Origin of the sequence: Acinetobacter sp. UBA991 (assembly GCF_002292065.1) — a bacterium.
Classification (GTDB): Bacteria; Pseudomonadota; Gammaproteobacteria; order Pseudomonadales; family Moraxellaceae; genus Acinetobacter; species Acinetobacter higginsii.
Genome location: NZ_DBBF01000038.1, coordinates 108969 through 134034, shown reverse-complemented (window position 1 = coordinate 134034; position 25066 = coordinate 108969). Strand labels below are relative to the sequence as shown.

General features: G+C 41.9%; 26 protein-coding genes. 9 read left to right on the top strand and 17 right to left on the bottom strand.

The genetic code is table 11. The features are described 5' to 3' along the window. Positions 1–39 precede the first annotated feature (39 nt). Complete coding sequence (locus B2727_RS15845; RefSeq protein ID WP_033133232.1) at positions 40–891, bottom strand: DUF2071 domain-containing protein; 852 nt, start codon at positions 889–891, stop codon at positions 40–42. A gap of 140 nt (positions 892–1031) precedes the next feature. Here B2727_RS15845 and B2727_RS15840 point away from each other — a divergent pair, with 140 nt between their 5' ends. Continuing rightward, positions 1032–1364: a HopJ type III effector protein gene (locus B2727_RS15840; RefSeq protein WP_005200379.1), complete on the top strand. Its 333-nt coding sequence runs from the start codon at positions 1032–1034 to the stop codon at positions 1362–1364. A gap of 65 nt (positions 1365–1429) precedes the next feature. Here B2727_RS15840 and B2727_RS15835 read toward each other — a convergent pair whose 3' ends face one another. Further along, positions 1430–2170: an SDR family NAD(P)-dependent oxidoreductase gene (locus tag B2727_RS15835; protein ID WP_033133231.1), complete on the bottom strand. Its 741-nt coding sequence runs from the start codon at positions 2168–2170 to the stop codon at positions 1430–1432. Positions 2171–2379: 209 nt separating this feature from the next. Between B2727_RS15835 and B2727_RS15830 the strand changes: the two genes are divergently transcribed. Next, positions 2380–3015 carry a TetR/AcrR family transcriptional regulator gene (locus B2727_RS15830; RefSeq protein ID WP_005200381.1) on the top strand — a complete coding sequence of 212 codons (636 nt, stop codon included), beginning with the start codon at positions 2380–2382 and terminating at the stop codon, positions 3013–3015. 74 nt (positions 3016–3089) lie between these two features. Here the strand turns inward: B2727_RS15830 and B2727_RS15825 are convergent, their stop codons facing one another. The 5 genes from B2727_RS15825 to B2727_RS15805 form a co-directional block, all read right to left on the bottom strand. Continuing rightward, positions 3090–3692: a flavin reductase family protein gene (locus B2727_RS15825; RefSeq protein ID WP_033133230.1), complete on the bottom strand. Its 603-nt coding sequence runs from the start codon at positions 3690–3692 to the stop codon at positions 3090–3092. Between the two features lie 18 nt (positions 3693–3710). Then, positions 3711–4121 carry a GFA family protein gene (locus B2727_RS15820; protein WP_005200385.1) on the bottom strand — a complete coding sequence of 137 codons (411 nt, stop codon included), beginning with the start codon at positions 4119–4121 and terminating at the stop codon, positions 3711–3713. Between the two features lie 125 nt (positions 4122–4246). Next, the gene (gene dctA / locus B2727_RS15815; protein ID WP_033133229.1) at positions 4247–5509 is read right to left on the bottom strand and encodes a C4-dicarboxylate transporter DctA; all 1263 of its coding nucleotides are present in this window, start codon (positions 5507–5509) and stop codon (positions 4247–4249) included. 118 nt (positions 5510–5627) lie between these two features. Next, complete coding sequence (locus tag B2727_RS15810; RefSeq protein WP_033133228.1) at positions 5628–6830, bottom strand: TIGR03862 family flavoprotein; 1203 nt, start codon at positions 6828–6830, stop codon at positions 5628–5630. Beyond that, positions 6823–7467, bottom strand: coding sequence for an SAM-dependent methyltransferase (locus tag B2727_RS15805; protein WP_033133227.1), 645 nt, complete (start codon positions 7465–7467; stop codon positions 6823–6825). Before B2727_RS15805 ends, B2727_RS15810 begins: the two co-directional genes overlap by 8 nt. Positions 7468–7823: 356 nt before the next feature. Between B2727_RS15805 and B2727_RS15800 the strand changes: the two genes are divergently transcribed. Next, positions 7824–8015 (top strand): DNA gyrase inhibitor YacG, encoded by a 192-nt coding sequence (locus tag B2727_RS15800; RefSeq protein WP_004802417.1) that lies wholly within the window; start codon positions 7824–7826, stop codon positions 8013–8015. A gap of 268 nt (positions 8016–8283) precedes the next feature. Then, positions 8284–10020 carry a hypothetical protein gene (locus B2727_RS15795; RefSeq protein WP_033133226.1) on the top strand — a complete coding sequence of 579 codons (1737 nt, stop codon included), beginning with the start codon at positions 8284–8286 and terminating at the stop codon, positions 10018–10020. A gap of 63 nt (positions 10021–10083) precedes the next feature. Here B2727_RS15795 and B2727_RS15790 read toward each other — a convergent pair whose 3' ends face one another. The 5 genes from B2727_RS15790 to B2727_RS15770 form a co-directional block, all read right to left on the bottom strand. Beyond that, on the bottom strand, positions 10084–10728 hold the full coding sequence (locus tag B2727_RS15790; protein ID WP_033133225.1) for an MBL fold metallo-hydrolase: 645 nt from the start codon (positions 10726–10728) through the stop codon (positions 10084–10086). A 29-nt stretch (positions 10729–10757) separates the two neighbouring features. Continuing rightward, positions 10758–11774, bottom strand: a complete 1017-nt coding sequence (hemH, locus tag B2727_RS15785) for a ferrochelatase (RefSeq protein ID WP_033133224.1) — start codon at positions 11772–11774, stop codon at positions 10758–10760. Positions 11775–11844: 70 nt separating this feature from the next. Further along, positions 11845–12873: a DUF4062 domain-containing protein gene (locus B2727_RS15780; RefSeq protein WP_004802409.1), complete on the bottom strand. Its 1029-nt coding sequence runs from the start codon at positions 12871–12873 to the stop codon at positions 11845–11847. Positions 12874–12968: 95 nt separating this feature from the next. Then, complete coding sequence (murI, locus tag B2727_RS15775) at positions 12969–13856, bottom strand: glutamate racemase (RefSeq protein ID WP_033133223.1); 888 nt, start codon at positions 13854–13856, stop codon at positions 12969–12971. A 43-nt stretch (positions 13857–13899) separates the two neighbouring features. Further along, complete coding sequence (locus B2727_RS15770) at positions 13900–14523, bottom strand: DUF1285 domain-containing protein (RefSeq protein ID WP_033133222.1); 624 nt, start codon at positions 14521–14523, stop codon at positions 13900–13902. Between the two features lie 186 nt (positions 14524–14709). Between B2727_RS15770 and B2727_RS15765 the strand changes: the two genes are divergently transcribed. After that, entirely contained in the window at positions 14710–16422 is a 1713-nt protein-coding gene (locus B2727_RS15765; RefSeq protein WP_033133221.1) for an electron transfer flavoprotein-ubiquinone oxidoreductase, read from the top strand. A 70-nt stretch (positions 16423–16492) separates the two neighbouring features. On the opposite strand, the gene tusA is transcribed toward B2727_RS15765, so the two are convergent. Then, the gene (gene tusA, locus B2727_RS15760; RefSeq protein WP_033133220.1) at positions 16493–16750 is read right to left on the bottom strand and encodes a sulfurtransferase TusA; all 258 of its coding nucleotides are present in this window, start codon (positions 16748–16750) and stop codon (positions 16493–16495) included. A 175-nt stretch (positions 16751–16925) separates the two neighbouring features. Here tusA and B2727_RS15755 point away from each other — a divergent pair, with 175 nt between their 5' ends. Both B2727_RS15755 and lnt read left to right on the top strand, forming a co-directional pair. After that, the gene (locus B2727_RS15755) at positions 16926–17765 is read left to right on the top strand and encodes an HlyC/CorC family transporter (protein ID WP_004802396.1); all 840 of its coding nucleotides are present in this window, start codon (positions 16926–16928) and stop codon (positions 17763–17765) included. Next, positions 17762–19321 carry an apolipoprotein N-acyltransferase gene (gene lnt / locus B2727_RS15750; protein WP_033133219.1) on the top strand — a complete coding sequence of 520 codons (1560 nt, stop codon included), beginning with the start codon at positions 17762–17764 and terminating at the stop codon, positions 19319–19321. The genes B2727_RS15755 and lnt overlap by 4 nt, the downstream gene beginning before the upstream one ends. A 1-nt stretch (position 19322) precedes the next feature. Here lnt and B2727_RS15745 read toward each other — a convergent pair whose 3' ends face one another. Beyond that, entirely contained in the window at positions 19323–19661 is a 339-nt protein-coding gene (locus tag B2727_RS15745; RefSeq protein ID WP_033133285.1) for a tRNA-binding protein, read from the bottom strand. 244 nt (positions 19662–19905) lie between these two features. Between B2727_RS15745 and B2727_RS15740 the strand changes: the two genes are divergently transcribed. After that, complete coding sequence (locus tag B2727_RS15740) at positions 19906–20169, top strand: DUF2798 domain-containing protein (protein ID WP_005200416.1); 264 nt, start codon at positions 19906–19908, stop codon at positions 20167–20169. Between the two features lie 55 nt (positions 20170–20224). On the opposite strand, the gene B2727_RS15735 is transcribed toward B2727_RS15740, so the two are convergent. From B2727_RS15735 to gspF, 3 genes are all read right to left on the bottom strand, one after another. Beyond that, entirely contained in the window at positions 20225–20569 is a 345-nt protein-coding gene (locus B2727_RS15735) for a hypothetical protein (protein ID WP_033133218.1), read from the bottom strand. 264 nt (positions 20570–20833) lie between these two features. Beyond that, positions 20834–21352 (bottom strand): type II secretion system major pseudopilin GspG, encoded by a 519-nt coding sequence (gene gspG, locus B2727_RS15730; protein ID WP_033133217.1) that lies wholly within the window; start codon positions 21350–21352, stop codon positions 20834–20836. Positions 21353–21375: 23 nt separating this feature from the next. Beyond that, on the bottom strand, positions 21376–22581 hold the full coding sequence (gene gspF, locus B2727_RS15725) for a type II secretion system inner membrane protein GspF (RefSeq protein WP_005315020.1): 1206 nt from the start codon (positions 22579–22581) through the stop codon (positions 21376–21378). A gap of 146 nt (positions 22582–22727) precedes the next feature. On the opposite strand from gspF, the gene B2727_RS15720 reads away from it, so the two are divergent. Continuing rightward, on the top strand, positions 22728–24968 hold the full coding sequence (locus tag B2727_RS15720) for a primosomal protein N' (RefSeq protein ID WP_033133284.1): 2241 nt from the start codon (positions 22728–22730) through the stop codon (positions 24966–24968). The last annotated feature ends 98 nt before the right edge of the window (positions 24969–25066 follow it).

The window sequence follows — 25066 nt, the reverse complement described above, 5'->3', positions numbered from 1 at the left end:
TATAAATCAAGTGTGTATAAATATAAAGTTATCCACAATTTAGGTTGTTTGAGCTAAGACTTGCTCTCCAACCACATAGAAATCCAGTGAGGGAATAACAAAAGCAAACGCTTCAGCATCCTGATCTAAACCGAATTGTTGCAACAATTGAGGGGCATTTAAGCTCAGAATCTCAGCCGCTTGAATCTGCTGAAACTGTACAGGCATCTGAATATCGCCCTGCGACATTCGAGTCGGTTGGTCAACCCATTCCGCCCATGCATGGTCTTGATCGACCAAGAACTCAACAGCATCGTCCCAAGAGCAAAATAACTGCTGCCATGCATCAGGTAATTGCTTTTCCTTAATCATCTGCACATCACTCTTCAAGGAATAATGTTCATCAACACTCATTTCAGTATGAATCACATGTTCTGCCCGTTGATGCTGAAACATCGATGCATATTGTGCAGGCATCACATCGCTGGCCAGACGACCACCTAAAACATAAAGTACTTGATCAACCACGACCTGCTCAAAGATCACCGTCTTGGGCTGTGAATCATCCAGATAAAAGCGCCAGTTGCTTTGTTTGGGTGAAGGCATGAACTGACGTAATTTACCCAAGAAACTGAAGCCAAAATGCTGATGCTGATAAGTCAAAATGGTAAAAATGGTTTTTCCATCTTTTTCCCATAAGGGTACATCTTTCGGATAGCGCAGACGTACTTGCTCAACATCAACCAACCAAGACAAGTACACTACATTGCTGACCTGGCTCTGCAAGCGCATAAAAGGCAGTCGTCGCATCATCCTACGACGGAGTTGTAACAGCAAACCACAACTTAAAATAGGGGCTAAAAATCGAAGCACAGCGTTGGATATTGATAACTTTAAACGATGTCTATTCATTATTATTCAATAGATTAATACTCTGTTTGAGCATAAACCGCTGAATGTGCTACGTCCAGTTCAAATCGCGTCCAGCTTCTATTCTGCATTTTCAATGTTATGATGCTTGCCATTGATTCAATCAACATGGAATTTTAAAAATGGCTCAAAGTTTATTGGCACAACTGAAAGATGGCTCTGCAAAATTTGCAGATGTATTGGCATTTATCGAAGCACGTTATCAACATACTCCAACTGCCTTTCAGAATGGTGCACAATCGAATGCTGCGACTGAAAACCAAGGCAGTGCCAAAGTACTCAGCTTTGCCAAAATTGAGGGCTTGAATCAAGCAGATACGCTCAGTTTATTTGCAGAGCATTATGCGTCTGTATTGGCAACGCCAGAAGCCACTGACCATCAAAATATCCGCCAGTTTATGCAACATGGCTGGGATGGCGTCAAATTTGAAGCTGAAGCACTGACTGCAAAATAATAAAAAGGAGGTTTAACCTCCTTTTTATCATTTTGATTTATCAAAATTCTTTCTGTGTCGCCTGTTCAGGCATTAAAACCACCATCCACATCAATCACTGCACCCGTGATATAACGCCCGCTTTCACCTGCCAGATGGAGCACAGTTGCGGCAATATCATCAGGTTGTCCATAATCAGCCAATGCCAGAGTCACTCGTGCAGCGTCGGCATGTGATCCATCAGCAGGATTCATATCGGTATCGGTTGGTCCTGGCTGGACAAGATTGACTGTAATTCCGCGCTTGCCCAGATCTCGCGCAACCCCCTTAGTCAAACCAACTAAGGCAGCTTTGCTGGCTGCATATAAACTAATTCCTTCACGACTTGCCCTTGATGCAAGACAGCTACCAATCGAAATAATACGCCCATCATCAGGCAAATACTTGCTTGCCTGCATGGTCGCGGCAAAAACTGCTCGTAAATTAACCGACATAGTACGGTCATAATCCTCAAGTGTAAGTTGATCTATCTGCCCCGTCAGAAAATTACCCGCATTGTTGACTAAAATATCCAGTTGTCCAAGTCGGTCGACCGTAATGTCTACCGCGGTGATTACCTGACTGGCATCAACCGCATCAGCAGCAATAACTTCTACACGTCGACCCAAGGCACGAATTTCTGTAGCGACAGCCTCAGCTTGTTGCTTCGAACGACTATACGTAATCGCCACATCTGCACCATGTTGCGCAAGCATACGAGCAATAGCCGCACCAATACCACGACTTCCACCAGTCACGAGAGCAACTCTACCTGTAAGTGTATTCATTATAAAAATCCCTGTTTTAAACATAGTCAGATATTCAGTACTGTTCCAATTCATTGCTCAGCCGACTTAATTAGCTGGAAAAATAATGATCGTTAGTGGGTCTTGGGTCAGCACCAATATATGTATCGATCGATACAAATGTAGGCTTAGTATTTCTGATTGTCAACGACTTTTGTATCGAATAGTATATATCTAAAAAGGAGTATCAAATGGCACAAATGGGCCGACCTAGGACCTTTGAACGTGATCAAGCAATTCAGCAGGCCATGCATCTATTTTGGCAATACGGATATGACTCGACATCCTTGGCCCTGCTCAAAGCTAATATTGGCAATGGTATCAGTGCTCCTAGCTTTTATGCTGCCTTTGGTTCCAAAGAAGAATTATTCCGAGAAGTCATTGAGCATTACATCGCAACGCATGGTCAGGTCACGAACAGTCTCTGGGATGAAAGTCTTACACCAAGAGAAGCGATTGAAAGAACCCTGCGCCAATCCGTGAAAATGCAAACCGAATCTAGTCATCCAAAAGGCTGTTTATTGGTTCTTTCAACGGCGACCTGTTCCCCCGAAAATATCCACATTCAACAACTCTTAACCCAGCATCGCCTAACAACTCACGATAGATTTACACAATGCGTTCAACGTGCTGTGGATACAGGTGAATTAACGGCGGATACGAATATCACTGCTTATGCGACTAGCATATATAGCTTTTTACTTGGCATATCCATACAAGCGCGTGACGGAGTTTCTGGTGCCTGTTTAGATGCAGCAGTAACAGAAATCATGTGTCACTGGAACTCACGCGTTGCCACATCACAAGCCAAACGTCATCATGATTAAGTCTTCACCTAAAGCGTTTATTACAAAATAAAACGGAGGCTCAACACCTCCTTTTTTCTTTCATTTTTTACCATTCAAGGACGCGACAATTTCCGTAAGTCGGTACTTAAACTATAAAAATCTCCACCCATTTTGCCGACACTTTGAAGTTGTTGCTGATCAATCATCTGCCCATCCCAAAGTCGATCATCAACATAAATTGATTTCACATCCAATAAGGCCACAGTACCTCCCGATGGTAGGCTACTGAGTTGAATCACCTCTCTTAAATGGCATTCATAACGCACAGGCGCATGCTTTACCGCTAAGGCTGCGACCGCATGGCTTGGTTCAGACTCAATCTCAGCAAACTCAAATTCACTTTGCTCTGGGGGTAATAAAGCACAGGATAAATTCATCTGTTCAAGCAGGTCAGTATTGGCAATATGCACCACACATTCTTTGGTCGCAATTAAATTTCTGATGGTGTCTTTATCTTGCCCATTTCTTGGATTGACTTGTGAATACCACAGAATAGGCGGATTACAGCTGGCGACATTAAAGAAGGAATACGGGGCAATATTAGCAACCCCATCTGCCGACAGGGTACTAATCCATGCGATGGGTCGAGGCGTAATCCCTCCAACCAGCAAGCGATAGATTTCATTGGCATCTAAATCAGACGTTGCAAAAATCATGATAACAACACGTCCAATTTAGGGACGTTCAGCATATTGCGGTAAATCATCGGCAATACAATCCCATTCGGCTTTGGAAGCCGCAAAAATATGCATGCTTGGTTTTTGCTGCAAAGGTGTATCCAACGTCCCTATTCTTAAGCGATAAAGCTCAGGCTGTGCATCGCGCGAACTGATCAGTGGAGAGCCACATTCACCACAGAACCAGCGATACACGCCCGATGCAGCAAACTTTTTAACCAACTCTTCACCCTGAGTAATTTTAAAAGCTGCACTGCTAATCGGTGCATTGGTCGCATAAGCCGTGCCATTGGCTTTTCGGCAACGCTGACAATGGCATTGTATGATCTCGCCAATGTCGCCATGAATCTCATAATGAATCCCATCACATAAACAACTGCCACGATATATAGGCGAGATCTGAGACATTGCACATTCCTTTGATGATTTTTCCACTAAAAATATAGGCTAGATCTCATCCCCATGCAAATTACAAATGGTATTTATTCAGAACATGTCAATTTACTCGGACAATCCTTTGCAATAATCCGCAGTTAAACCTTTTGGCTTAATACTGCTTGAGCACGTGCATGATCAATATCCTTTTCCCAATCCGCAATTGCAACCGTTGCCACGCAGTTTCCAATCAAGTTGGTACACGCGCGTACAATCCCTATAAACCAATCTACTGACAACAACAAAACCAAACCAATGGTTGGAAGACTCGGAATGACGGATAAAGTTGCCGCCAAAATAACTAGAGCTGAACCTGGAATACCGTGCGCACCTTTAGAGGTCACTAAAGAAACCAATAAAATTGCCAGTAGATCATGCATGGATAAATCAATATTGCAGGCTTGTGCAATAAATATCACCCCAAGCGTTAGATAAATAGAGAATCCATCCAGATTAAAAGAATAACCTGTCGGAATGACCAAGCCTACGGTTGATTCCTTGATCCCTAAATTTTTCAACTTTTTCATGATCTGAGGCAGTACAGAATCAGAAGATGCTGTTCCCAATACGATGGAAAGCTCGGCTTTAAAATAATTGAGAAATTTGAATATATTTAAACCTGCAACTTTCAGGATTCCACCCAAAACAATCAGCACGAATAGAGTACACGTCACATAAAATAACAAGACTAAATAACCAAGCTGGATCAGCGAATCCACTCCAAATTTTGCGGTGGTGTACGCAACCGAACCGAATACTCCGATTGGAGCTAGACGGATAATCAAAGCCATCATTTTAAAAAACACTTCAGAAAATGCTTCAATTGCCTTGCAAACCAGTTCTGCTAAATGTTTTGGGATCAGTAATAAGGCGACACCAAATAAAATCGCAATCAACAGAACCTGTAAAATATCACCACGGGCAAACGCATCTACAAATGTTTTAGGAATAAGATGGAGTAAAAAGTCTGATCCCGAGCTAATGCTATGTGCACGTTCGGTATAAACATTTAAATCTTTGCCATCTAGCTTGGTGATATCAATATTCATCCCGACACCAGGTTTGAATACGTAGGCAACCACAATCCCCAAAATCAGTGCAATACTGGTGACCACTTCAAAATATAAAATTGTTTTTGCACCAACTTTTCCCATTTTTTTAATGTCATTTGCGCCATAAATTCCCAGAACAACCACACAGAAAACAATAGGCGCAATCAACATCTTGATCAGCGCAATAAAGCCATCCCCGAATGGTTTTAACGCTAAAGAAAAATCGTGAAAACTAACCCCAATAACAATACCGAGAATTAATGCAAAAACAACTTGAGCAAATAGGCTGGACTTGAACTTTTGCAACATTGAACATTCATCAATAAAAAGATAAACATCAACACTGCAAAAAACTCGCCAATCGATAAGAATAAGATGATTTAGAACATGAAAAATACAGAAATTTTAAATAACGCTTTTAAAAACATTATCTTGTCGGGGCACACTCTAATCGGTGATGTACCCCCTCTCCAGCGGCTCGCCCAGTTGCAAAGCAGGCTGTCAGCAAATAGCCACCCGTTGGTGCATCCCAATCCAGCATTTCACCACAGCAAAATACATAAGGGTTAGAGTTTAATTGAAGTTGTGGAGATAACACCTCTTGCTTCACCCCACCCGCACAGCTAATGGCTTCCTCAATCGGGCGAAAGCCTACCAAAGGAATACTGAGCTGTTTAATCTGCTGCGCCATTTGCTTGGCATCTGACCACAAGCTTTTTTCGACGATTTCCCGAAGCAGATTAATTTTGACATTGTCCAATCCTGCTTTACGCCAGAGATTGGTCAAAGACTGCTTTTTATTGCCCTGTAATTTCTTTCCTAATTGATCAATGCTGACATCAGGCAGTAAATCCAGATGTAATTGTAAACGCTTTTTTTGGGCAAGCTGTGCTCTGAGATCACGACCCAGTTTATAAATCACGCCACTCTCAAAGCCGTAATGAGTAATGATGATATCCCCATGGGTTTGCTGTTCGGATTGTACCCATGCATTAACACGCTTCAACGGCTGACCGAAGCACGCCTGCATGAACGGCGACCATGTTTTCAGCACACCAGCATTACTGGCTTGGAAAGGCTCAATTTCATTTTTTGAGAGCCATTGCTGCCATGCACCATCACTGCCTAACTGCGACCATGATACTGCACCACAGGCCAAAATAATCGCATCATAAGTTGCACTAAAGCGCTGGGTTTGGTTCTCAATCGTGAGTTGATTTTCAGATAAATCCACACAACGATGACGATAGTGGAACTTCACCCCATCGGCCATTAAGCGTTTTAACCACGCACGAAGTAAGGGGGCAGCTTTCATTTCAATCGGGAAAATTCGACCAGAGCTACCGATATAAGATTCAATACCAAGTCCTTGCATCCAGTTCTGAATCCACTGCGCATCCCATTGCTTGACCCAAGGACCCAACCATGCCGCATGGTCATAGCGCTGTATAAACGTATCGACAGGCTCAGCATGTGAAATGTTTAAACCTGTTTTACCCGCCATTAAAAACTTACGTGCTGCGGAAGGTTTCTGTTCAAACACGTCAATCTCATAGTCATATTGGCTTAGAACTTCAGCAGCCATCAATCCTGCTGGGCCTGCACCAATAATTGCAACACGCTTAGGCATCAGCTTGCTCTTGAGCGTTTTGACCTTGTAACGGTTCAAAATCATCAAAGCGGGTTGCATAGCCTTCTGGTTTTCGAATGATCAACTGTTGGCACAACTCGCCACGCCCTAAATATTTGATTTCAAAATGGGTTCGTGCAGAATCTGCTGCAATTTTTTGCTTTTCATGCGGCAGCTTCCACAATTCAATCAATTGCTGTTCTGCTTCATCAATATATTCAGGAATGTTACTCGCCAAAGTAATTGTGCCATTCGGCTGAAGACGAGAGAGTAGAAACTCAAAGAATGGCATATTCAGCCAACGCTGCGCTGGATTATGCGGTTCTGGATTCGGATAGAGAATGAAAAATTGTTCGACTTGTGCAGGGAATAAAGCATGCACCACCCACGGCAATGCATCGGCATGAATCGGATTTAAATATTCACGTGGTTCTAATTGATGCTGTTTCTGCATTGCCACAAATTTTTCTTTGGTTCGCTCAATTGCATACAACGTGGTGTGCGGATTTTGCCCAGTAAACAATAAGGCATGTTTACCTTTTCCGGCCCCAATTTCAACGCAGATTGGCGTATTGGGAATGGCTATAAAATCACGAGGGGCTTGCATACGTTGTGCTTGAAATTGACGAATCGACATAATCTCATCAAACTATCTAGAAATCGGCATAAGTCTAACAACTCACCTTACTTTTGCCTAATCTATTTAGGGTTTGTTAACATTTCACAAATGCTTGCGACAGAGAGCATTTTTTAGCTGATGCAAGGCATGACTTATGAAGTTTAGCTATTCTAAATAAATAAGTCATAACACAGTAGCAGCAAAAAATGCTCCTGTCCCATAGGGTTATGGCTAAAACCTCCCTAAACTTCGTTATGAAACTTGACAAGGGAATCGCCATTGTCTACGTTTCATGCCTTGTTTATGTCGTTTTAGCTAATAACGCAATGCATGGTTGAAATGTCAACAAACCCTCTTTGTTTTAGGAATTTTCTATGCCACGTACATTCCCCTGCCCGCGTTGCGGTGAAGCCAGCACTTGGGAAGGTAATCAATTTCGTCCTTTCTGTTCGGAACGCTGCAAATTGATTGATCTCGGTGCTTGGGCCAGTGATGAATACAAACTCCCGACTCAGGATGCGCCACAAGCAGATCAAAAACGCAATGAAGATGATTATGAAGATTAATCATCTTCATTCTTTCAACCATTAGAAAGTTTTTCCCCAATCCAGATTGATGCATTTTAATAAAAATTTACACATTTTAGATATGTGAATTACATCACAGTAATTTACTTTTTTTTGACCTTATGCAAATCTTAACTCAAACATTGTAATGAATAAAAATAGCAAATAACTCACGACAACTTATATCTCATACTGGTCCAACCTTAATCAAAATTTTATAGGGATCAGTTTGTTTAATAAAAATATTTAGACTTACTAGGATGTAATAATGAATCAATCTATTCCTTATCAGCTCAGGGTTTTAGTCACTCAAATTGATCCAAATCTAGATGCCAATTGGCAGCTCAGTTTACAAACACTTTTTTCCACCTGCACTGCTGAAGACCATGAAAATATCTGTCAGCAGATTTTGCAACTCAAAAAGATTCACTGGAATCGAAAAGAGCACAGTTTTTGTTATCTTGCCAAGCATGACATCCATCTATTGGCAGAAAAAATTCAAGATGCGCCCATGAAAGTGTTAGTCAAAAGCATTGCCAATTCTTTGGAAAAATTAAAACAATACCAAGATATCTATGCCATCTCCGACTATTTAGAGAATATGCTCGATCAGATTAACCGCATCAATACAGAAGATGACTTTGATCTACAAGAACAGAAAAAACAGGTGTTAAAAGAATTCATCTATGCCTCTGCACATATCATTTTGCAGAAAGAAGTCATTCAATTACCCGCCAATCAAAGACATATCAATACAGATGTCATCAAAACCTTTATTACTGAAGTATTTTTGAAACAACAGCTACTCAAATATTCCTTTAATATTATTCGTTCTCATCAGTTACGCGAAGAAAAGCCACATATTCTTAAATATTTTTTATATCAACAGCAAAAAACAAAACAGCTTGATATTGTTAAAACGTCTCAATATATCTTTGCACTCGCACCGAGCAAAGAAGGTATCGCAAATACTTTTTCAATTCGACGCTTTTTGCAGGAAGAAAAATTTGAAGCTTGTGAAAATATTTACTTCAATGCTGCTTTTTTAGCTTTAGACCAAATCGAAGATGACTCACAGCATCAGCAATTCCGATGGCAAATGGATCACATCATTACGATTGATAAACAAGTCAATCACTATGTCTCTGATATTGTTCGTCATATCGAGCTTTATGCCAATAAAACCCTGATTCCCTTTTTGATGGAACCACTCAATCCCCACGGCGTCTTTATTGAGAAGCTAGTTGAACAACGACTAATTGATTTTGAACAGAAACTCTGTCGCAATATTCTTGAACCGATCGCAGATGCTTTAAAACATGCAGTGCATCATAGTGATGAATGTCATTATCTTTACATTAGCGTCAAACAAACCTTGGATGATCTGATTAGCCATTTTATTGCCTTTCAATCACAACCTTCAATTATCTTAAATAAACAGGTCAATCTATTTATCGCGCGACTTAAATCCTACGCCACCTTATTGCAAAAACGACATGCCGATGTGTTTACTGTATTTTCGTATGAGGATTGGAAAAAACACCACGCAGAAGCACTGGAACCAACCAATATTCTCAAAGATCTCAGCGCAAGCTCCTTACAAGAATATAAAGATGCATTTTCCGAATTAAAGGAAAATCAACGCCAGCTCAAACAAAGCGCGTCATTTCTCAGTAAGCTACTGAATAAACCTCAGAAAATTAAAGATAATATTATCAAGTTAAAAGAAAAAACCACGCAAATCAAAAGACATGCGCATCAGGAAATTATTCGTATTCAACGGCGTTTTCCTTCCTTGATCGTGTATTTAGAGTTTGAATCATTGATTTCAATCAATCATAAAGAACGGCATTATGCCTTCCCAACAGGAGACAATGGTATTACCCGTCTACCAATTTTGATTCAGATCCCAGAAGATAAAGCATCTTTTGATTTACAAAGTATTTGTAATAGTTTGAATTTTGATTTGAACTTAGCCAATCAAAAATGGCTAGAAAGCATTTAGTCAGCAATAAAACAGGCTTAGCCTGTGTATAAACACTGATTTATACACAGGCTCAATACCGAATTAACCCGCTTTACTTGCCACAAAAGGATTGAATTGCTTTTCATAACCGATGGTGCTCATCGGACCATGACCTGAGATAAATTGCGTTTCATCTGGCAGGCTAAAGCATTCACGTTGAATCGAATCTAACAGCTGCTGGTGATTGCCTTTTGGGAAATCTGTACGCCCAATCGAACCCTTAAACAGTACATCGCCAGTCCACAACAAGCCATGTTTGGCGTTATAGAACATCACATGCCCTGGAGTATGTCCTGGCGCAAAACGCACTTCAAACTCATCATCACCCAGCTTTAATACTTCGCCACCTTCAAGCCATTGATCAACTTTTACAGGTTGTGGGATTGGGAAACCATAACGAGCAGAGACTTCCTGAATCATATCCAACCAGAATTGGTCTTCTTTGTGCGGACCAATCACAGGGATCTTCCACGCATCAGCCAACTCACCGACTGCACCTGCATGATCAAGATGTCCATGGGTTAACCATAGTGCTTTCACTTTTAAACCCAAGCTTTCTACTTCTTTTTTAAGTACCGCAGCATCACCACCCGCATCAATCAAAATCGCTTCTTTGCTTTCACTGTCCCACAGGATTGAGCAGTTTTGGGCAAATGCAGTAACAGGGACAATTTTGACTTGTAGCATAGAAACCTCTGGCGAAATAAAGCGTCGATTTAACGATGGGCTAAGGTATGAGTGAGTGCATCAAGATTAGCCTGAACCAGACTGGCAAGCAAATCTATATGCGCCTGATCTGCATTCAAGGCAGGAATATAGGCATAGTCGCCACCACCTGCATGCTGGAAAATCTCTTTATTTTGCATTGCCAACTCTTCCAGCGTTTCCAGACAATCAGCTGAAAATGCAGGGCTAATCACCTGCACAGACTGTACTTTTTGCTCACCCCATTGTTGTAATAGCTGGTCGGTATACGGTTTGACCCACTCTTGCTTACCAAATCTTGACTGGAAGCTAATCGCCCATTCATGCTCTTGCAGATGTAAAGCCTCCGCAACGAGACGCGCAGTCATTCGACAACGATCAGCATAAGGATCACCTTTATCGGCATAAGGCTGAGGAATACCGTGGAACGACATGAGTAATTTTTCAGGTTTTCCATGCTGCAATTGATAGTTTAATATGCTATCTACCAATGCCTGTATAAACAGAGGATGCTGATAATAATCCTTAATCAGGGTAATGCCTGGCAAGTGGCGCTGCTGCGGAATCCATTTGGCAAAGGCATCGTATAAAGGTGCAGTTGAGGTCGCAGAATATTGTGGGAACAGGGGTAGTAAAATGACTTGCTCTTGTGGCGTTTGCGCCAGTTGATCAAGTACATCATGAATACTGGGTTGACCATAGGTCATTGCAGGGACAACGCTAAGCTCAAACTGATGATTTTCTTCTTGTAGACGCTGCTTAATCAGCAGTGTTTGTTCCAATACAATTTCACGCATTGGCGAGTCATTTGACCAAACCGAAGCATAAGCTTCAGCCACACGTTTTGGACGAAAGGTCAGAACAAATAAGTGCAGGATGATCCACCAAAGCAACTTGGGAATTTCAATCACACGCGTATCTGACAAAAATTGCTTTAGAAAGCGTCTTACTGCTGGCACAGTGGCTGCATCTGGTGTACCAAGATTGGCCAGAATCACAGTCACTTTTGGTTTTTGTGTTGCTAACATAGACCGCATCCGCTTTTCATTGAGTTCATTCAATTACTTTAGCAGTTTTAAGGCTTTTTTCTAAATTGGATTAATGCATGGTCTTAAATTGAAAAACCCGATTACTGTCCAAAACATTACTTTCCAATAATTTCTGCCCTTTTGCTGTCAGTTGCCACAGCATACGCTGACGATCATCACGTCCTGTCGGCATGATCCATTCATTTTGACGCATCTGCAATTTAATTTCATGCAACGCCCGAATATTGACTTGAGCACGAGAAACCGCATGTGCTCTTGGCATCTCTTTGCGTGCATCCTCCAAACCCGTTTCATTTAGATATTCATTCATGCGTTTAGAAAAATATTCTTCAGGTGTTGGAATGACAAAAGCCGAGCCCAAAACATTCAGTAATTGTGCCCACGTCATTTTACGATGCGGTTTAACTTCTTTGAAATTACCATCTTGATAAGCATGCATGCGGTACTCAAAAGAATACAGTTCATGCATCGAAACTTTAGCAACATTGGTCAATGGATCTGTTTCACGATTACCGAGCTCTGTTTCCAGCTGTTTGACTTTGGCTCGCAATGCATCAATTTCATCACGTAGTACCTGTGTGTTTTGCGGACGCACCCAACCCACGACAGGATAACGCTCTAACATCTGCGGCATACTTGAACGCACTGCCAACTCTAAATCTCTTAATGTGCGATAACAAAAGACTTGGTCAACTTCATGTTGAAGCTGCTTTCTAAACTCTTTAAATTTTTCTTTTAACTCAGATTTATGATCATGCAATTTTGTATCACGCGATTCCGGATCTTCATGCATAAATACAATGACTGGCTTCTGTTTGGTCATCGCATAAATATATTCCAGATGCATATAACCCACACCTGAAACCGACTGCTCGCCATATTGGCTACCCAACAGAATCACCACATAATCACAATCATCAATTTGACGACGGGCAATCGAGGTACTTAAAGGCGTACGTTGCTCTAAACCCCAAGACAGGAATCCCATTCCCACAAGAGTTTGTGCCAAAACCGCTCGCTCTGGTTGCATTTCATTGCCAGAGGTAGAAATAAAGACTTGATAACGAGTATCTTGCATAGGCGAAGCCCCAATTCATTTATCAATAATATCAAGTATGCATCTTGATTTTTATTAACAGCTAACCCCAATAAAATATATAAAACTGGCTCAATTTAGATATGAGAAACACCTAGATCGTCCAAATTTCTAACTTTCCATGTTAATTGTTCTGGTATAAGGTGCTGAAGGACTGATTGCAGTGCGACAGCATTGTTACCACTGACATAACATTCAATACGTGTAATATTATGACGCAATTTGTCACATAATAACCCATTTTTAATTAAAATATAGGTTGTTTGTCGTGCAACTGCTTGTCCAGAATCAATTAATTTTAATTTTTCTGCAAAAATCTGATGAATCGCTTGTTTTAGAAATGGATAGTGCGTGCATCCCAACACTAAATAATCAGCCCCCTGCTCAACCACAGGTTGAAGTATCTGTTGCAAGACATTTAAACACGCCTGACTCATCTCCTGACCCGCTTCTACAAACGGCACCAAGTCTAAATTCGTCACTGTTAAAACATTAACCCCAGCAGGCTCCGCAAATTTAGCGATGACATCTTTAATCAACTGACCGCGAAAGGTTGCAGGTGTCGCCAGTACTGCTACAACTTTTGACTGGGTTTGGATCACTGCGGGTTTCAATGCAGGCACTAAACCAACAATTGGAAATCGTTCACCATAATGGTCACGTAAATAATCCAAACTAAATGCCGAAGCTGTATTACATGCGACTACCGCAATTTTGCAGCCTTGACGATACAGCCATTCAATCGCTTGAGCGGTGAGCTGGCGGATTTCCTGATCGCTACGTGCCCCATACGGGACATGTGCCGTATCTGCATAGTAGATAATCCGCTCATTGGGTAAATGTCGGGCAATCTCCTGCGCAACCGACAATCCACCTACCCCTGAATCAAAGACACCAATAGGCGCATCTGATGACGCATGTGGCATAGGATTGAGTAAAAGAGGCATCGATTGAACAGCTGTCATACACACTTAGGCATTGGTTTATTCGCTCTTTTAAGCTTAAACCTCAGGTGCTCAAATGCAAGACCAAATCACCACTTTTTAGTGTTAAAACCGTCTCGCCCTGCGCATTTTCAGACAAACTGCCATAGTTCACGAGATGATAAAAACTCTGACGTTGAATCAAGGCATTCATACCAAAGCGAACATGTACATAAGGCCTTAACTCACCGTCATATTCACGCATAAAAATGGGATGTTGCTCATCAACAATCACCACATCCTGATTGATCGTCGTCAGCTGCAAATAGGTTTTACCTTCGATTTCCACCTGATCTGCCTGATTAACGAGCAAAGGCTCATCTTCGACTTCAATTTCAATCTGTTCAACTGGGGTTTTAAGATAGAATTTGCCATCTTCTTTCCACAAGACTTTGCTAAACAGGTCGAGTAGCGCTTGTCGTTTGACCAATTGACCTTCGTGCCACCATTCGCCATTGGCTTTTATGCGTAGATCCATTTTGCCGCAATGCTTTGGATGCCACTGCTCCAATGGGGGAATTGACCTTTTGTGACTTTGCTGTACATCTTTTATGTATTGTGCAATGTCAATTAAGTTTTTATCATCAGAAAACATGATTTTTCCCTGATTTTCTAAAGGGTTTTGTGGAGAATCATTTTCATTTATCATAGTTTATGCCTTGATGACGAGAAAATATGACCGCTCAGCCAATTGGCGAGACCAAGGTTTAAAACTATACTAGCCCAAACGTTTGCGAGCACATACTATCATTTGTGTTCGGCAATTCAGAACACTCATGGCAGCACCGAATCGCAATATTACGGTTGCCACCCTTAAAAATATGAGGAGTCCTACATGGAACACATCGAACGTGAAGCGATGGAGTTTGACGTAGTGATCGTTGGCGCAGGACCTTCGGGTTTATCTGCTGCGATTAAAATTCGTCAATTAGCGATTGAAAACAACCTACCTGATCTTTCTGTATGTGTTGTTGAAAAAGGCTCTGAAGTAGGTGCGCATATCCTTTCTGGTGCTGTACTTGAACCACGTGCCATGAACGAATTATTTCCAAACTGGAAAGAAGAAGGTGCGCCACTGAATGTCCCTGTAACGGGTGACGAAACATATTTCTTACTGTCTGATAGCAAAGCACAAAAAATGCCGCATTGGATGGTGCCTAAATCAATGCACAATGAAGGAAACTATGTGGTTTCTTTAGGTAATGTGGTGCGTTGGTTAGGTCAAAAAGCAGAAGAACTTGAAGTTTCAATCTTCCCAGGCTTTGCTGCTGCTGAAGTGCTTTACCATGAAGATGGTACGGTAAAAGGCATCCAAACAGGTGATATGGGGATTGGCAAAAATGGTGAGCCAACCCATAACTTCACGCCTGGCTATGAGCTTCATGCCAAATACACATTATTTGCTGAAGGCTGCCGCGGTCACCTTGGTAAGCGCCTGATTGCCAAATACAATCTAGATAAAGATGCTGATCCGCAACATTACGGTATCGGGATTAAAGAACTTTGGGAAATTGATCCTGCAAAACACAAACCAGGTTTAGTGATGCATGGCGCTGGTTGGCCTTTGTCTGAAACAGGTTCTACTGGTGGTTGGTGGTTATACCACGCAGAAAACAATCAAGTTACCATGGGCATGATCGTAGATTTATCTTATGAAAATCCACACATGTACCCATTCATGGAAATGCAACGTTGGAAAACACACCCAACTATCAAGCAATTCCTTGAAGGCGGCAAACGTATTTCTTACGGTGCTCGTGCAGTTGTGAAAGGTGGCTTCAATGCTTTACCTAAACTTACCTTCCCAGGCGGTTGCTTGATTGGTGATGATGCTGGTTTCTTGAACTTCGCAAAAATCAAAGGCTCACACACTGCAATGAAATCAGGCATGTTGTGTGGTGAAGCAGTCTTTGAAGCGATTGCGGCGGGTGTTGCCAAAGGTGGCGATCTTGCGATTGCACGTGTGCTTGAAGGCGAAGACCACTTCGATAAAGAATTAACTGCTTACACAGATAAATATAACAATTCTTGGTTAAAAGAAGAGTTATATAGCTCGCGTAACTTTGGTCCAGCGATGCATAAGTTCGGTCAATGGATTGGTGGTGCATTTAACTTTATCGATCAAAACATCTTTAAAGTGCCATTCACTTTGCATGATCTTAAACAAGACTTTGCCGTGCTTAAAACAGTGGATGCTTCTACGTTTAAGCCAAACTATCCAAAACCAGATGGCAAGTTAACTTTTGACCGTTTATCTTCTGTATTCGTATCCAATACCGTACATGAAGAAAACCAGCCTGCTCATTTGAAGTTAACTGATCCTTCAATTCCAGTGAACGTGAACTTACCGAAATGGGATGAGCCAGCTCAACGCTACTGCCCTGCAGGTGTTTACGAAATCATGGAAAATGATGACGGTTCTAAACGCTTCCAGATCAACGCAGCCAACTGTGTCCACTGTAAGACTTGTGATATCAAAGATCCATCACAAAACATTACGTGGGTAACCCCTGAAGGCGGCGGTGGTCCAAACTATCCGAATATGTAATTCAAAATAAAAAATCCGAGTTTAGACTCGGATTTTTTTATGCTTTTGTTTTATTTGGCTGAAATGACAGTTAACCCTTCTGCACCAAATAACGATATTCCGTATTGCTATTTTCATCTTGGCTTTCTTCTTTTAACACCAACTCGTGTCCGAGATGCATACAAAACTTTGGAATATCCCATGATGTAGACGGATCTGTAGCAAGTACCTCAACCACATCGCCAGACTTGGCTTTGCGAATGGCTTGGTGCAACATCATCACAGGTTCAGGGCAACGTAAACCTCGCGTATTGATTTGAACAGCAGGAAGTTTTGGTTGTTCAGACATCATAAAACTCAAATATTCGAAGATTCACATTTTAGCATAACCCGCTCAAATAAAAATCATCAACAGTGTTTTGAAAAACTGTACGTTTTTTACATAGTATTATTGATGCATATCCGCTTTATCTTCGGTATGATGAAAATCATCTAATTGATATAGAGAGTCTTTAGGAAAGATCATGGTCGAGGAATCCAGTCCATCGTGGGGTATGCGTGGCTTAAGAAAATGGTTAGGTACCGCACCTGAAACCCGCGATGAATTACTCAAGTTAGTTCAAGACTCACGTCGCTTTTTAGAGCCAGATACTGTTGCTATGCTTGAGGGTGTTCTCGATCTGCCAGCAACCAAGATTCGAGAAGTCATGACGCCGCGTACAGCGATTATCAGTTTGCAGGAAGATGATCAATTACTTGATATTCTGCATGTGTTGATTGATTCTGCACATTCACGCTTTCCAGTATTCTCTGCGGATCAAACGGATAATGTCGTTGGTATCTTATTAGCAAAAGATCTATTGCCCTTCTTAACCGAGCGCAATGTCAAAGTCGATATTCGTTCATTGATGCGTCAGCCTGTATTTGTACCTGAAAGTGCACGTTCAGACCAAGTGTTGCGCATGTTGAAAAATACCCAAACCCATATTGCGATTGTTATCGATGAATATGGCTCGACTTCTGGTTTGGTTACCCTCGAAGATATTCTCGAAGAGATTGTCGGTGAAATTGAAGATGAGCACGATATTGCAGATGAAGAAGCACTGTATATCGTCCCAGACAATGACCCGACCACAGCCAATACTTGGATTGTGCAGGCACTTACACCAATCGAACACTTCAACACTATTTTAGATGCAGATTTTTCTGACGATGAAGTTGAAACTATGGGCGGTTTACTGCTGCAAGAGATTGGTTTAGTGAGCGATTTACAAGGTCAAACCATTGAGCTTGGCGATTGGCAATTTACCATTATTGAAGCAGATGCACGCACTATCCATCTGATTCGAGCTGTCCGTCAATGAGAACCTATTTTGAGAAGCTGTTAAATCCATCTCAAACACACACTCAGCTTCCTTTTATTTTTCCACTGTTGATTGCACTAATTTCAGGTGTAATCTTTAGTTTGGCTTTAGCCCCTTATTACTTTTGGTGGCTTGCGATTCTGTCGCCTGCATTATTATATGCGGTATTGCGTCAACGTAGCCCACGCCAAGCTTTTGCGCTCGGTTGGGCCTATGGTTTTGGTTTATGGTTTGTCGGCGCGTTCTGGCTGTATACCTCAATCCATACCTATGGCGATACCAATGCCTTTCTAAGCATTTTGATGATTGTCTTTATGGCAGCCGCAATGGGCTTATTTACCGCATTTCAAACGTGGTTGTATCGTCGCTTTTTCCCAGAAACACCGCTGACTTTCGCGCCACTCTGGGTGTTATTTGAGTGGGCAAAAACTTGGGTATTCACAGGTTTCCCATGGTTATTTGCAGGTTATGCCTTCACTGAACGCTTACTCGATGGCTATGCACCTTTATTCGGGGTCTATGCCGTTTCATTTGTCGTGATTGTATTGGCCTGTGCCTTGGTTGAGATTTTAAACCGTCGTTGGTTCTGGGCCATTCCTTCTGCACTTCTCGTATTAGGTGCTTGGGGCGCTGGTTTTATTCAATTTGTGCAGCCTAAAGCAGCAAAGCCGCTGAGTGTTTCACTGATTCAAGGGAATATTCCGCAAGATCTGAAATGGCTGACTGAATATCAGATTAAAACTTTAGAAATCTATGCCACTCTGACGCGCGCAGAATGGGGCCGTGACCTGATTGTTTGGCCTGAATCATCAATTCCAATGTTCCAGACCGATATTCAAGAGTTCTTAGATGCAATGTCGGCACAAGCCAAGAAAACCGATAGCGCTTGGGTCACAGGTATTCCCTATTGGGATCTAGCCAAATCGCAGCAAGTGGGTGAGCCGTTATATTACAACAGTATTATGGCATCGGGTAGCGACTCCTTTGGCTTGTATAAGAAACAACGTTTAGTACCCTTTGGCGAATATATTCCATTGTCAGGCATGCTGAAATGGGTACTGCCTGCGATGCAGAACGATGTCAGCATGAGTGGTTTTTCACGCGGTGAAGCCAATCAAAAACCGCTGACTGTAAAAGGTCATGCACTGGCAGCCGCCATTTGCTATGAAGTAGCCTATCCAAACCTGACTCGTCGTAATGCTGCTAATAGTGACTTCTTAATCACCGTATCGAATGATGCTTGGTTCACGGGGACGGCTGGACCTTGGCAACATCTACAAATGGTACAGATGCGTGCCAAAGAAAATGGTCGTTGGTTTATTCGTGCCACCAATACAGGTGTGACCGCATTTATCGATCAGCATGGTCATATTGTTAAACAGGCGCCAATGGATCAAGAAGCCGTGTTACGTGGCGAATTACCTGCCATGCAAGGGCAAACTCTCTATAATCGTTTAAGTGATTACCCGATCTTGATTTTCTCATTGCTTTTATTAATCGTAGGCTGGATCTATCGTCCACGTAAAGTTGATATTAGCTTCAAATCACGTCGATAAATTACAGTAACTTTGTGCCCAGAGGAACATCAAACTCTGGGACACAAAGCGCGACATCCCCGTCTGCATTATGAAAACCTGTCACCAGACATTCGGACTGAATCGGCCCAATCTGTTTTTCCGGAAAATTCACGACAGCAACCACCAATTTTCCAATCAAATTCTCAGGTTGATACAACTTGGTAATTTGTGCACTGGATTTTCTGATCCCCAGCTCTTCACCAAAATCCACCTGCAAAATATAAGCGGGTTTTCGCGCTTGTTGAAACACTTCCGCTTGAATGATTCTACCCACACGTAATTCAACCTTGGTAAAGTCATTCCATTCGATCTGTTGCATGCTTTTTCCTTTTCTCTCATTTAAGCCCATTTGCAGCATAGCGAATCTATCCAACTCAATAAATACGCTTATTTTTATTTTCAATTGAGCAACTTCATGCTAAATTAATTTTGCTGATCATAAAGCCGTAAACGTTTACGTCAATCAACGTGCCAACATATCTCCAACAAAGCTTGGAGCTATTTGATCAAGATATTTTTATCTTTGATCAGGCACTGGCGTTTGTTGGTTTACGGAGTAAAAAATGCAGAGTTCAAAATCTTCTAGTTTTAATTTTCAAAAAATTCCTAATCGTTACGCATCCATTGTTTTACCCTTCTTCTTGTCCATTATTATGACTTTTATTGTGTCTTGTATTAGTACGCTCAGAAGTATGGGTTTTGAGCAGTTCTCTTTTGCAACGTGGATGTCAGCATGGGGAATTTCTTGGCTGATCGCATTTCCTGTGCTGCTGTTGGTCTTGCCTATCGTGCGTAAAATGACAATGCTCTTGGTGCGACCAGTTTAAATTTAGACCAAAAAAACGTAGATCTTGAGTCTACGTTTTTTTGAATATCTTCGGCTTAGAAATTAATCGATAATTGTACCGATAAATACGCCACGAGACTCGATAAAAACAGCATTGGAATATATCGGTAGGCTTTAAATACAAGCTGCTCATATTTAGAAATCAGCTCATGGTTATCCCAAACACTGGTTTTTAAGGCGCTTAAAAAACACAATACAAACCATGCACTCAACATACTCAATGCAAAAAAGCCGATCATGATTTGACTACTTCCTTCTGAAGCTTGCCACAAACTTAAAGCACCTTCACTAAAGGGTAATAGGCTTAAGATGAGCAATACAGATTTAAGCATTGCCCAATGAAACTGATTCAGTTCATCCAACATAAAGAATGCTTTCATCTGATTTCTCCACATCTTATTTTTCAATGGCTTGAATTTATTATGCAAAGCTTTGATCTAAAGAAATAGTCTATTTTTCTGCATAATTTCTTTTTCTTGTAACTATCAAATATGGGAATAATTCTTATTATAACTCTCACATATTCAATATTTTATTCATTTTATATTTTTCAAATAGTTATGTTGTTTTATTGAATTAAGAAACATTATCACTTCACTCTCTATTTATTTAATGCAAAAGTGAAGTGATATTTTATTAAAGCATTATGGCTGATAATAAATATCCGCATCATTGCCTTCGCCACCTTCTTTACCATCCGCGCCAAACGAATATAAATCAAATGGACGACCTTCACGACCTGGGATCACATACTGTAAATCATTCTCCCAACTGTCTTTTGGATAGCCACCTTTGACATAACCACCAGGCAACCAGTTTTTCGCTGTTGCTGGTTGGTTCACCAACGCATCTAGACCACCATCTTGCATTGATGGGTAACGACCATTGTCCAACTTATACTGATCCAAAGCACCCGCAACACCTTTTAAGGTAATACTGGTGGTATCCACTTTGGCCTTTTCACCACGACCCATCACGTTCGGAACGATCAATGCTGCCAAAACACCAAGAATTACAATAACAACCATCACTTCAATGAGTGTAAATCCTGAGACCCGATTAAACCGAGCAGCGCTCGGTCGGGTCGCAAGACGAGAAGCTATGCTTCGAGTGGCAGGATTCAAGCTACGTCCAACATTTTGTTTATCCATTGAATTATTCATATTCATCTCTTACATGTCACTCATTAAATCATATTGTTCATATTAATAATTGGCAACATTACTGCAATCACAATCACCAATACAATTGCTGCCATAAAAATCAGCATCAAGGGTTCGAGTAACGCCAGTAATGTGGAAATAAAGGTGGTGACCTCACGATCTTGCATGGTCGATGCACGATCCAACATACGATCCAGTTCACCAGACGCTTCACCACTTCGAATCATTTGTACCATCATTGGTGGGAAATAACCGCAACGCTCCAACTGTGTTGCCAAATTACCACCTTCTGTTACACGCTCCATTGCCACTTCAATCGCATCACGAATCACCCAGTTATTGCTAACTTCCGCCCCAATACGCAAGGCTTCGACCAAAGGCACACCTGAACGGGTCAGAATCGATAAGGTACTGGCAAAACGTGCCGCATTTATACCACGCGAAAGTTTACCAAATAGTGGCAATCTGAGTGTTAATCGGTCAAATGCATAATGTCCCGCATTGGTTCTTAAAAAACGGGTAAATACAATAATGGCAATAAATGCAAGAATGAGCATGCCAATCCAAGTATGCCGAATAAAGGCACTGGCCTTCATCAAGGCAACCGTGATCCAAGGCAAGGCTTCTTTACTTTGTTCAAAGGTTTTGACGATTTCAGGCACGACGTAGGTCATCAGGCCCATCACGATCCCGAAAGACATCAGCATCAGTACAATCGGATAGATCATCGCACCCTGTACTTTCTTCTGCATAGCAAAACGATTTTCGGTGTAGTCCGACAACTGATCTAAGATTAAATCAAGATGACCTGAGCGCTCGCCTGCAGCAACGGTGGCAATATACAGTTCGGGAAAGCGACCCGATTGCTGCATACTTTTCGCCAGTGAATGTCCTTCTAGAACCTTGGACCGTACGGCGATTAATAGGTTTTGCACATGTGATTTTTCACTTTGCTTACTCACTGCACGTAGTGCTTCTTCAAGTGGAATACCTGCAGCAACTAACACAGAAAGCTGTCGGGTCATTAATGCCAAATCATAGGCACTAAAGCTTTTTTTAAACCATGAACGTTGTTGCTGTTTGTCTTTTTGCTCAACGGCATCGACCGCAATGGGTGTCCATGCTTTATCGCGTAACTGTTGACGAATTTGGCGTGCAGAATCCCCTTCCAGCACACCTTTATGTTGCTTTCCTGAGGCATCAAGCGCGGTAAATTGATAAGCAGGCATGGTTCTGTTCTAATTGTCCCAAAATAGTTGTTGTTACCGTTGCATCCGTGTTTGAAGTGAAACCTGAGCGTTTCACAAGAAATTCATCGACATAACACTTCGCACTTTAGCATAATTCCATGACATGCAGTCATGCCATTTTACCCATGAATGAAGCCTATATGCCTAGCCAAAATTCTAACGCTATTCTCTACCGTATTCGAGTCGCGATACCCGTCTATGTGTATGACACCTTTGACTATACAGTCAGTGCTGAGCAATATGCACAAGCACAAATCGGTGCACGCGTTGCCATTTCTTTTGGGCGGCAAAACCTCGTGGGAATTATTACTGAAAAAGTAGATCCTCACGAAGTATTTACAGGACAATTCAAACTTAAGGCCATCACAGAATTACTCGATCAGGAAACGATTCTAGACCAACAAGTTTTAACTTTGTTGACATGGTCAGCACAATATTACCAATTCCCGATTGGTGAGGTAATGCAAAGTGCCCTGCCCAGCTTATTAAGACAAGGGCGTGCCTTAGATATCCTGTTTCATTTATGGAAGATCACAGCACATGAAGACCCAGCCTCTTTATTAAAACGCTCTCAAAAACAATATGATGCTTATCAGGTTCTTAAACTGCATCCACACGGTACCACTGAAAATGTGCTCAATCTAAGTGGTGTAGAAACCGCAACTTTAAAGGCATTAGAAAAAAAAGGCTTGGTTGAGTGCTGTCTGGAACCGCATGATTTCACCCCAACGCCTGTGCAACTGGCGCAAGTACCTTTGACGCCGAACGAAGATCAAAAGAAAGCCATTCAACAGATCCTCAAAGCACAGCATCAATACCAAGCATTTTTATTGGATGGTTTGACCGGCAGCGGTAAAACTGAAGTCTATTTGCAAGTCATGTATGAGGTATTAAAACAAGGTAAACAGGTGTTGGTACTGGTGCCTGAAATTGGCCTGACACCACAAACGGTCGCTCGTTTTAAGTCACGCTTTCATTGTGATGTAGCCTTGCTCCATTCAGGCTTAAATGACTCGAAACGCTTACAGGCATGGCAACATGCGCAAACGGGTAAAGCCTCGATTATTATTGGTACACGTTCTGCAATTTACACACCACTCCCTCATCTTGGCTTGATTATCTTGGATGAGGAGCATGATCTCTCTTTTAAGCAGCAAGAAGGTTTCCGCTACCATACCCGTGATGTAGCCCTATATCGTGGTCATTTACAGAACTGCCCTGTCATTCTCGGATCTGCAACACCAAGTATCGACAGTTATCACTTGGTAGAATCGGGCAAATTACATTTGCTTGAACTAAATCAACGTGCGGGCGTGGCGGTACTGCCGAAAATGCATGTGGTTGATTTAAAAATCGCAAAAAAGAAGCACGGACTCAGCCAAACGCTCATCGAACAAATCAAGCATACGTTAGAGCGTAAAGAACAAGTGCTGATCTTTTTAAATCGACGCGGCTATGCACCGATCCTGATGTGTGAAAGCTGTGGTTGGCAAGCCAACTGCCCACATTGTGATGCGCATTTTACTTTGCATTCACAGCCCTATCATTATTTACATTGCCATCACTGCGGCACCATCAATCGCCTGCCTGATCATTGTCCTGCATGTCAGAAACAAAGCTTAAAAACCATTGGTGCAGGCACAGCAAAACTTGAAGAACACTTACAAGAGTTATTCCCACACCATGAAGTGATTCGGGTCGATCGTGACAGTACCAGCAAAGTGGGTAGCTGGCAGAAAATTTATGATCGCATTCAGCAAAATAAACCCAATATTTTATTGGGTACACAGATGCTAGCCAAAGGTCATCATTTCCCACATGTGACGCTCGTTGCGATTTTAGATATTGATGCAGGCTTGCTCAGTGTCGACCCACGTGCACCTGAGCGAACCGCACAGTTGATTGTACAGGTCGCCGGCCGTGCTGGTCGAGGCGAGCATAAAGGCAGTGTCTATTTACAAAGCCTACGCCCCGATCACCCGATGTTGACCACTTTAATTGAGCATGACTACCGTACAGTCGCCAAACAAATGCTGGCTGATCGTAAAATCGCACTCCTTCCACCCTATCGCTATGCGGTATTGGTTCGGGTTGAATCTAAAGATCGAGATTATAGTCAGCAATTCTTAGCGGATATTGCACAACAATTACGGACAATGGCTGGAGATTTAGTCGACATTTGGGGACCGATTCCCGCACCGATGGAACGTAAAGCAGGCCGTTATCGTGCACATATGGTGATTTTGTCTAGCGATCGAGCAAAACTGCATTTTTATTTGCGCCAATGGTGGCAACACGTCGTACACTTACCTCGCCAGCATCTACTGAGGCTATCGATTGATGTTGATCCGCAAGAGTTTAGTTAGAGGCTTAGCCTGAGCGTGTTCAAGTCATCGAACGTTTTCCAATATCATCTTTTCAGATCATATTTTTACGGACGACTCATTTGAGTTAGTCTAGACAA

What these genes read in the sequence shown, in the direction of transcription:
- B2727_RS15810 (WP_033133228.1), bottom strand. Translation starts at nt 6,830, where the DNA reads ATGCCTAAGCGTGTTGCAATTATTGGTGCAGGCCCAGCAGGATTGATG.
- B2727_RS15830 (WP_005200381.1), top strand. Translation starts at nt 2,380, where the DNA reads ATGGCACAAATGGGCCGACCTAGGACCTTTGAACGTGATCAAGCAATT.
- B2727_RS15770 (WP_033133222.1), bottom strand. Translation starts at nt 14,523, where the DNA reads ATGATAAATGAAAATGATTCTCCACAAAACCCTTTAGAAAATCAGGGA.
- B2727_RS15805 (WP_033133227.1), bottom strand. Translation starts at nt 7,467, where the DNA reads ATGTCGATTCGTCAATTTCAAGCACAACGTATGCAAGCCCCTCGTGAT.
- B2727_RS15735 (WP_033133218.1), bottom strand. Translation starts at nt 20,569, where the DNA reads ATGAAAGCATTCTTTATGTTGGATGAACTGAATCAGTTTCATTGGGCA.
- B2727_RS15780 (WP_004802409.1), bottom strand. Translation starts at nt 12,873, where the DNA reads ATGCAAGATACTCGTTATCAAGTCTTTATTTCTACCTCTGGCAATGAA.
- B2727_RS15845 (WP_033133232.1), bottom strand. Translation starts at nt 891, where the DNA reads ATGAATAGACATCGTTTAAAGTTATCAATATCCAACGCTGTGCTTCGA.
- B2727_RS15745 (WP_033133285.1), bottom strand. Translation starts at nt 19,661, where the DNA reads ATGCAACAGATCGAATGGAATGACTTTACCAAGGTTGAATTACGTGTG.
- murI (WP_033133223.1), bottom strand. Translation starts at nt 13,856, where the DNA reads ATGACAGCTGTTCAATCGATGCCTCTTTTACTCAATCCTATGCCACAT.
- B2727_RS15765 (WP_033133221.1), top strand. Translation starts at nt 14,710, where the DNA reads ATGGAACACATCGAACGTGAAGCGATGGAGTTTGACGTAGTGATCGTT.
- B2727_RS15835 (WP_033133231.1), bottom strand. Translation starts at nt 2,170, where the DNA reads ATGAATACACTTACAGGTAGAGTTGCTCTCGTGACTGGTGGAAGTCGT.
- B2727_RS15825 (WP_033133230.1), bottom strand. Translation starts at nt 3,692, where the DNA reads ATGATTTTTGCAACGTCTGATTTAGATGCCAATGAAATCTATCGCTTG.
- lnt (WP_033133219.1), top strand. Translation starts at nt 17,762, where the DNA reads ATGAGAACCTATTTTGAGAAGCTGTTAAATCCATCTCAAACACACACT.
- B2727_RS15740 (WP_005200416.1), top strand. Translation starts at nt 19,906, where the DNA reads ATGCAGAGTTCAAAATCTTCTAGTTTTAATTTTCAAAAAATTCCTAAT.
- B2727_RS15790 (WP_033133225.1), bottom strand. Translation starts at nt 10,728, where the DNA reads ATGCTACAAGTCAAAATTGTCCCTGTTACTGCATTTGCCCAAAACTGC.
- gspG (WP_033133217.1), bottom strand. Translation starts at nt 21,352, where the DNA reads ATGAATAATTCAATGGATAAACAAAATGTTGGACGTAGCTTGAATCCT.
- dctA (WP_033133229.1), bottom strand. Translation starts at nt 5,509, where the DNA reads ATGTTGCAAAAGTTCAAGTCCAGCCTATTTGCTCAAGTTGTTTTTGCA.
- B2727_RS15720 (WP_033133284.1), top strand. Translation starts at nt 22,728, where the DNA reads ATGAATGAAGCCTATATGCCTAGCCAAAATTCTAACGCTATTCTCTAC.
- B2727_RS15840 (WP_005200379.1), top strand. Translation starts at nt 1,032, where the DNA reads ATGGCTCAAAGTTTATTGGCACAACTGAAAGATGGCTCTGCAAAATTT.
- B2727_RS15795 (WP_033133226.1), top strand. Translation starts at nt 8,284, where the DNA reads ATGAATCAATCTATTCCTTATCAGCTCAGGGTTTTAGTCACTCAAATT.
- gspF (WP_005315020.1), bottom strand. Translation starts at nt 22,581, where the DNA reads ATGCCTGCTTATCAATTTACCGCGCTTGATGCCTCAGGAAAGCAACAT.
- tusA (WP_033133220.1), bottom strand. Translation starts at nt 16,750, where the DNA reads ATGTCTGAACAACCAAAACTTCCTGCTGTTCAAATCAATACGCGAGGT.
- B2727_RS15820 (WP_005200385.1), bottom strand. Translation starts at nt 4,121, where the DNA reads ATGTCTCAGATCTCGCCTATATATCGTGGCAGTTGTTTATGTGATGGG.
- B2727_RS15800 (WP_004802417.1), top strand. Translation starts at nt 7,824, where the DNA reads ATGCCACGTACATTCCCCTGCCCGCGTTGCGGTGAAGCCAGCACTTGG.
- hemH (WP_033133224.1), bottom strand. Translation starts at nt 11,774, where the DNA reads ATGTTAGCAACACAAAAACCAAAAGTGACTGTGATTCTGGCCAATCTT.
- B2727_RS15755 (WP_004802396.1), top strand. Translation starts at nt 16,926, where the DNA reads ATGGTCGAGGAATCCAGTCCATCGTGGGGTATGCGTGGCTTAAGAAAA.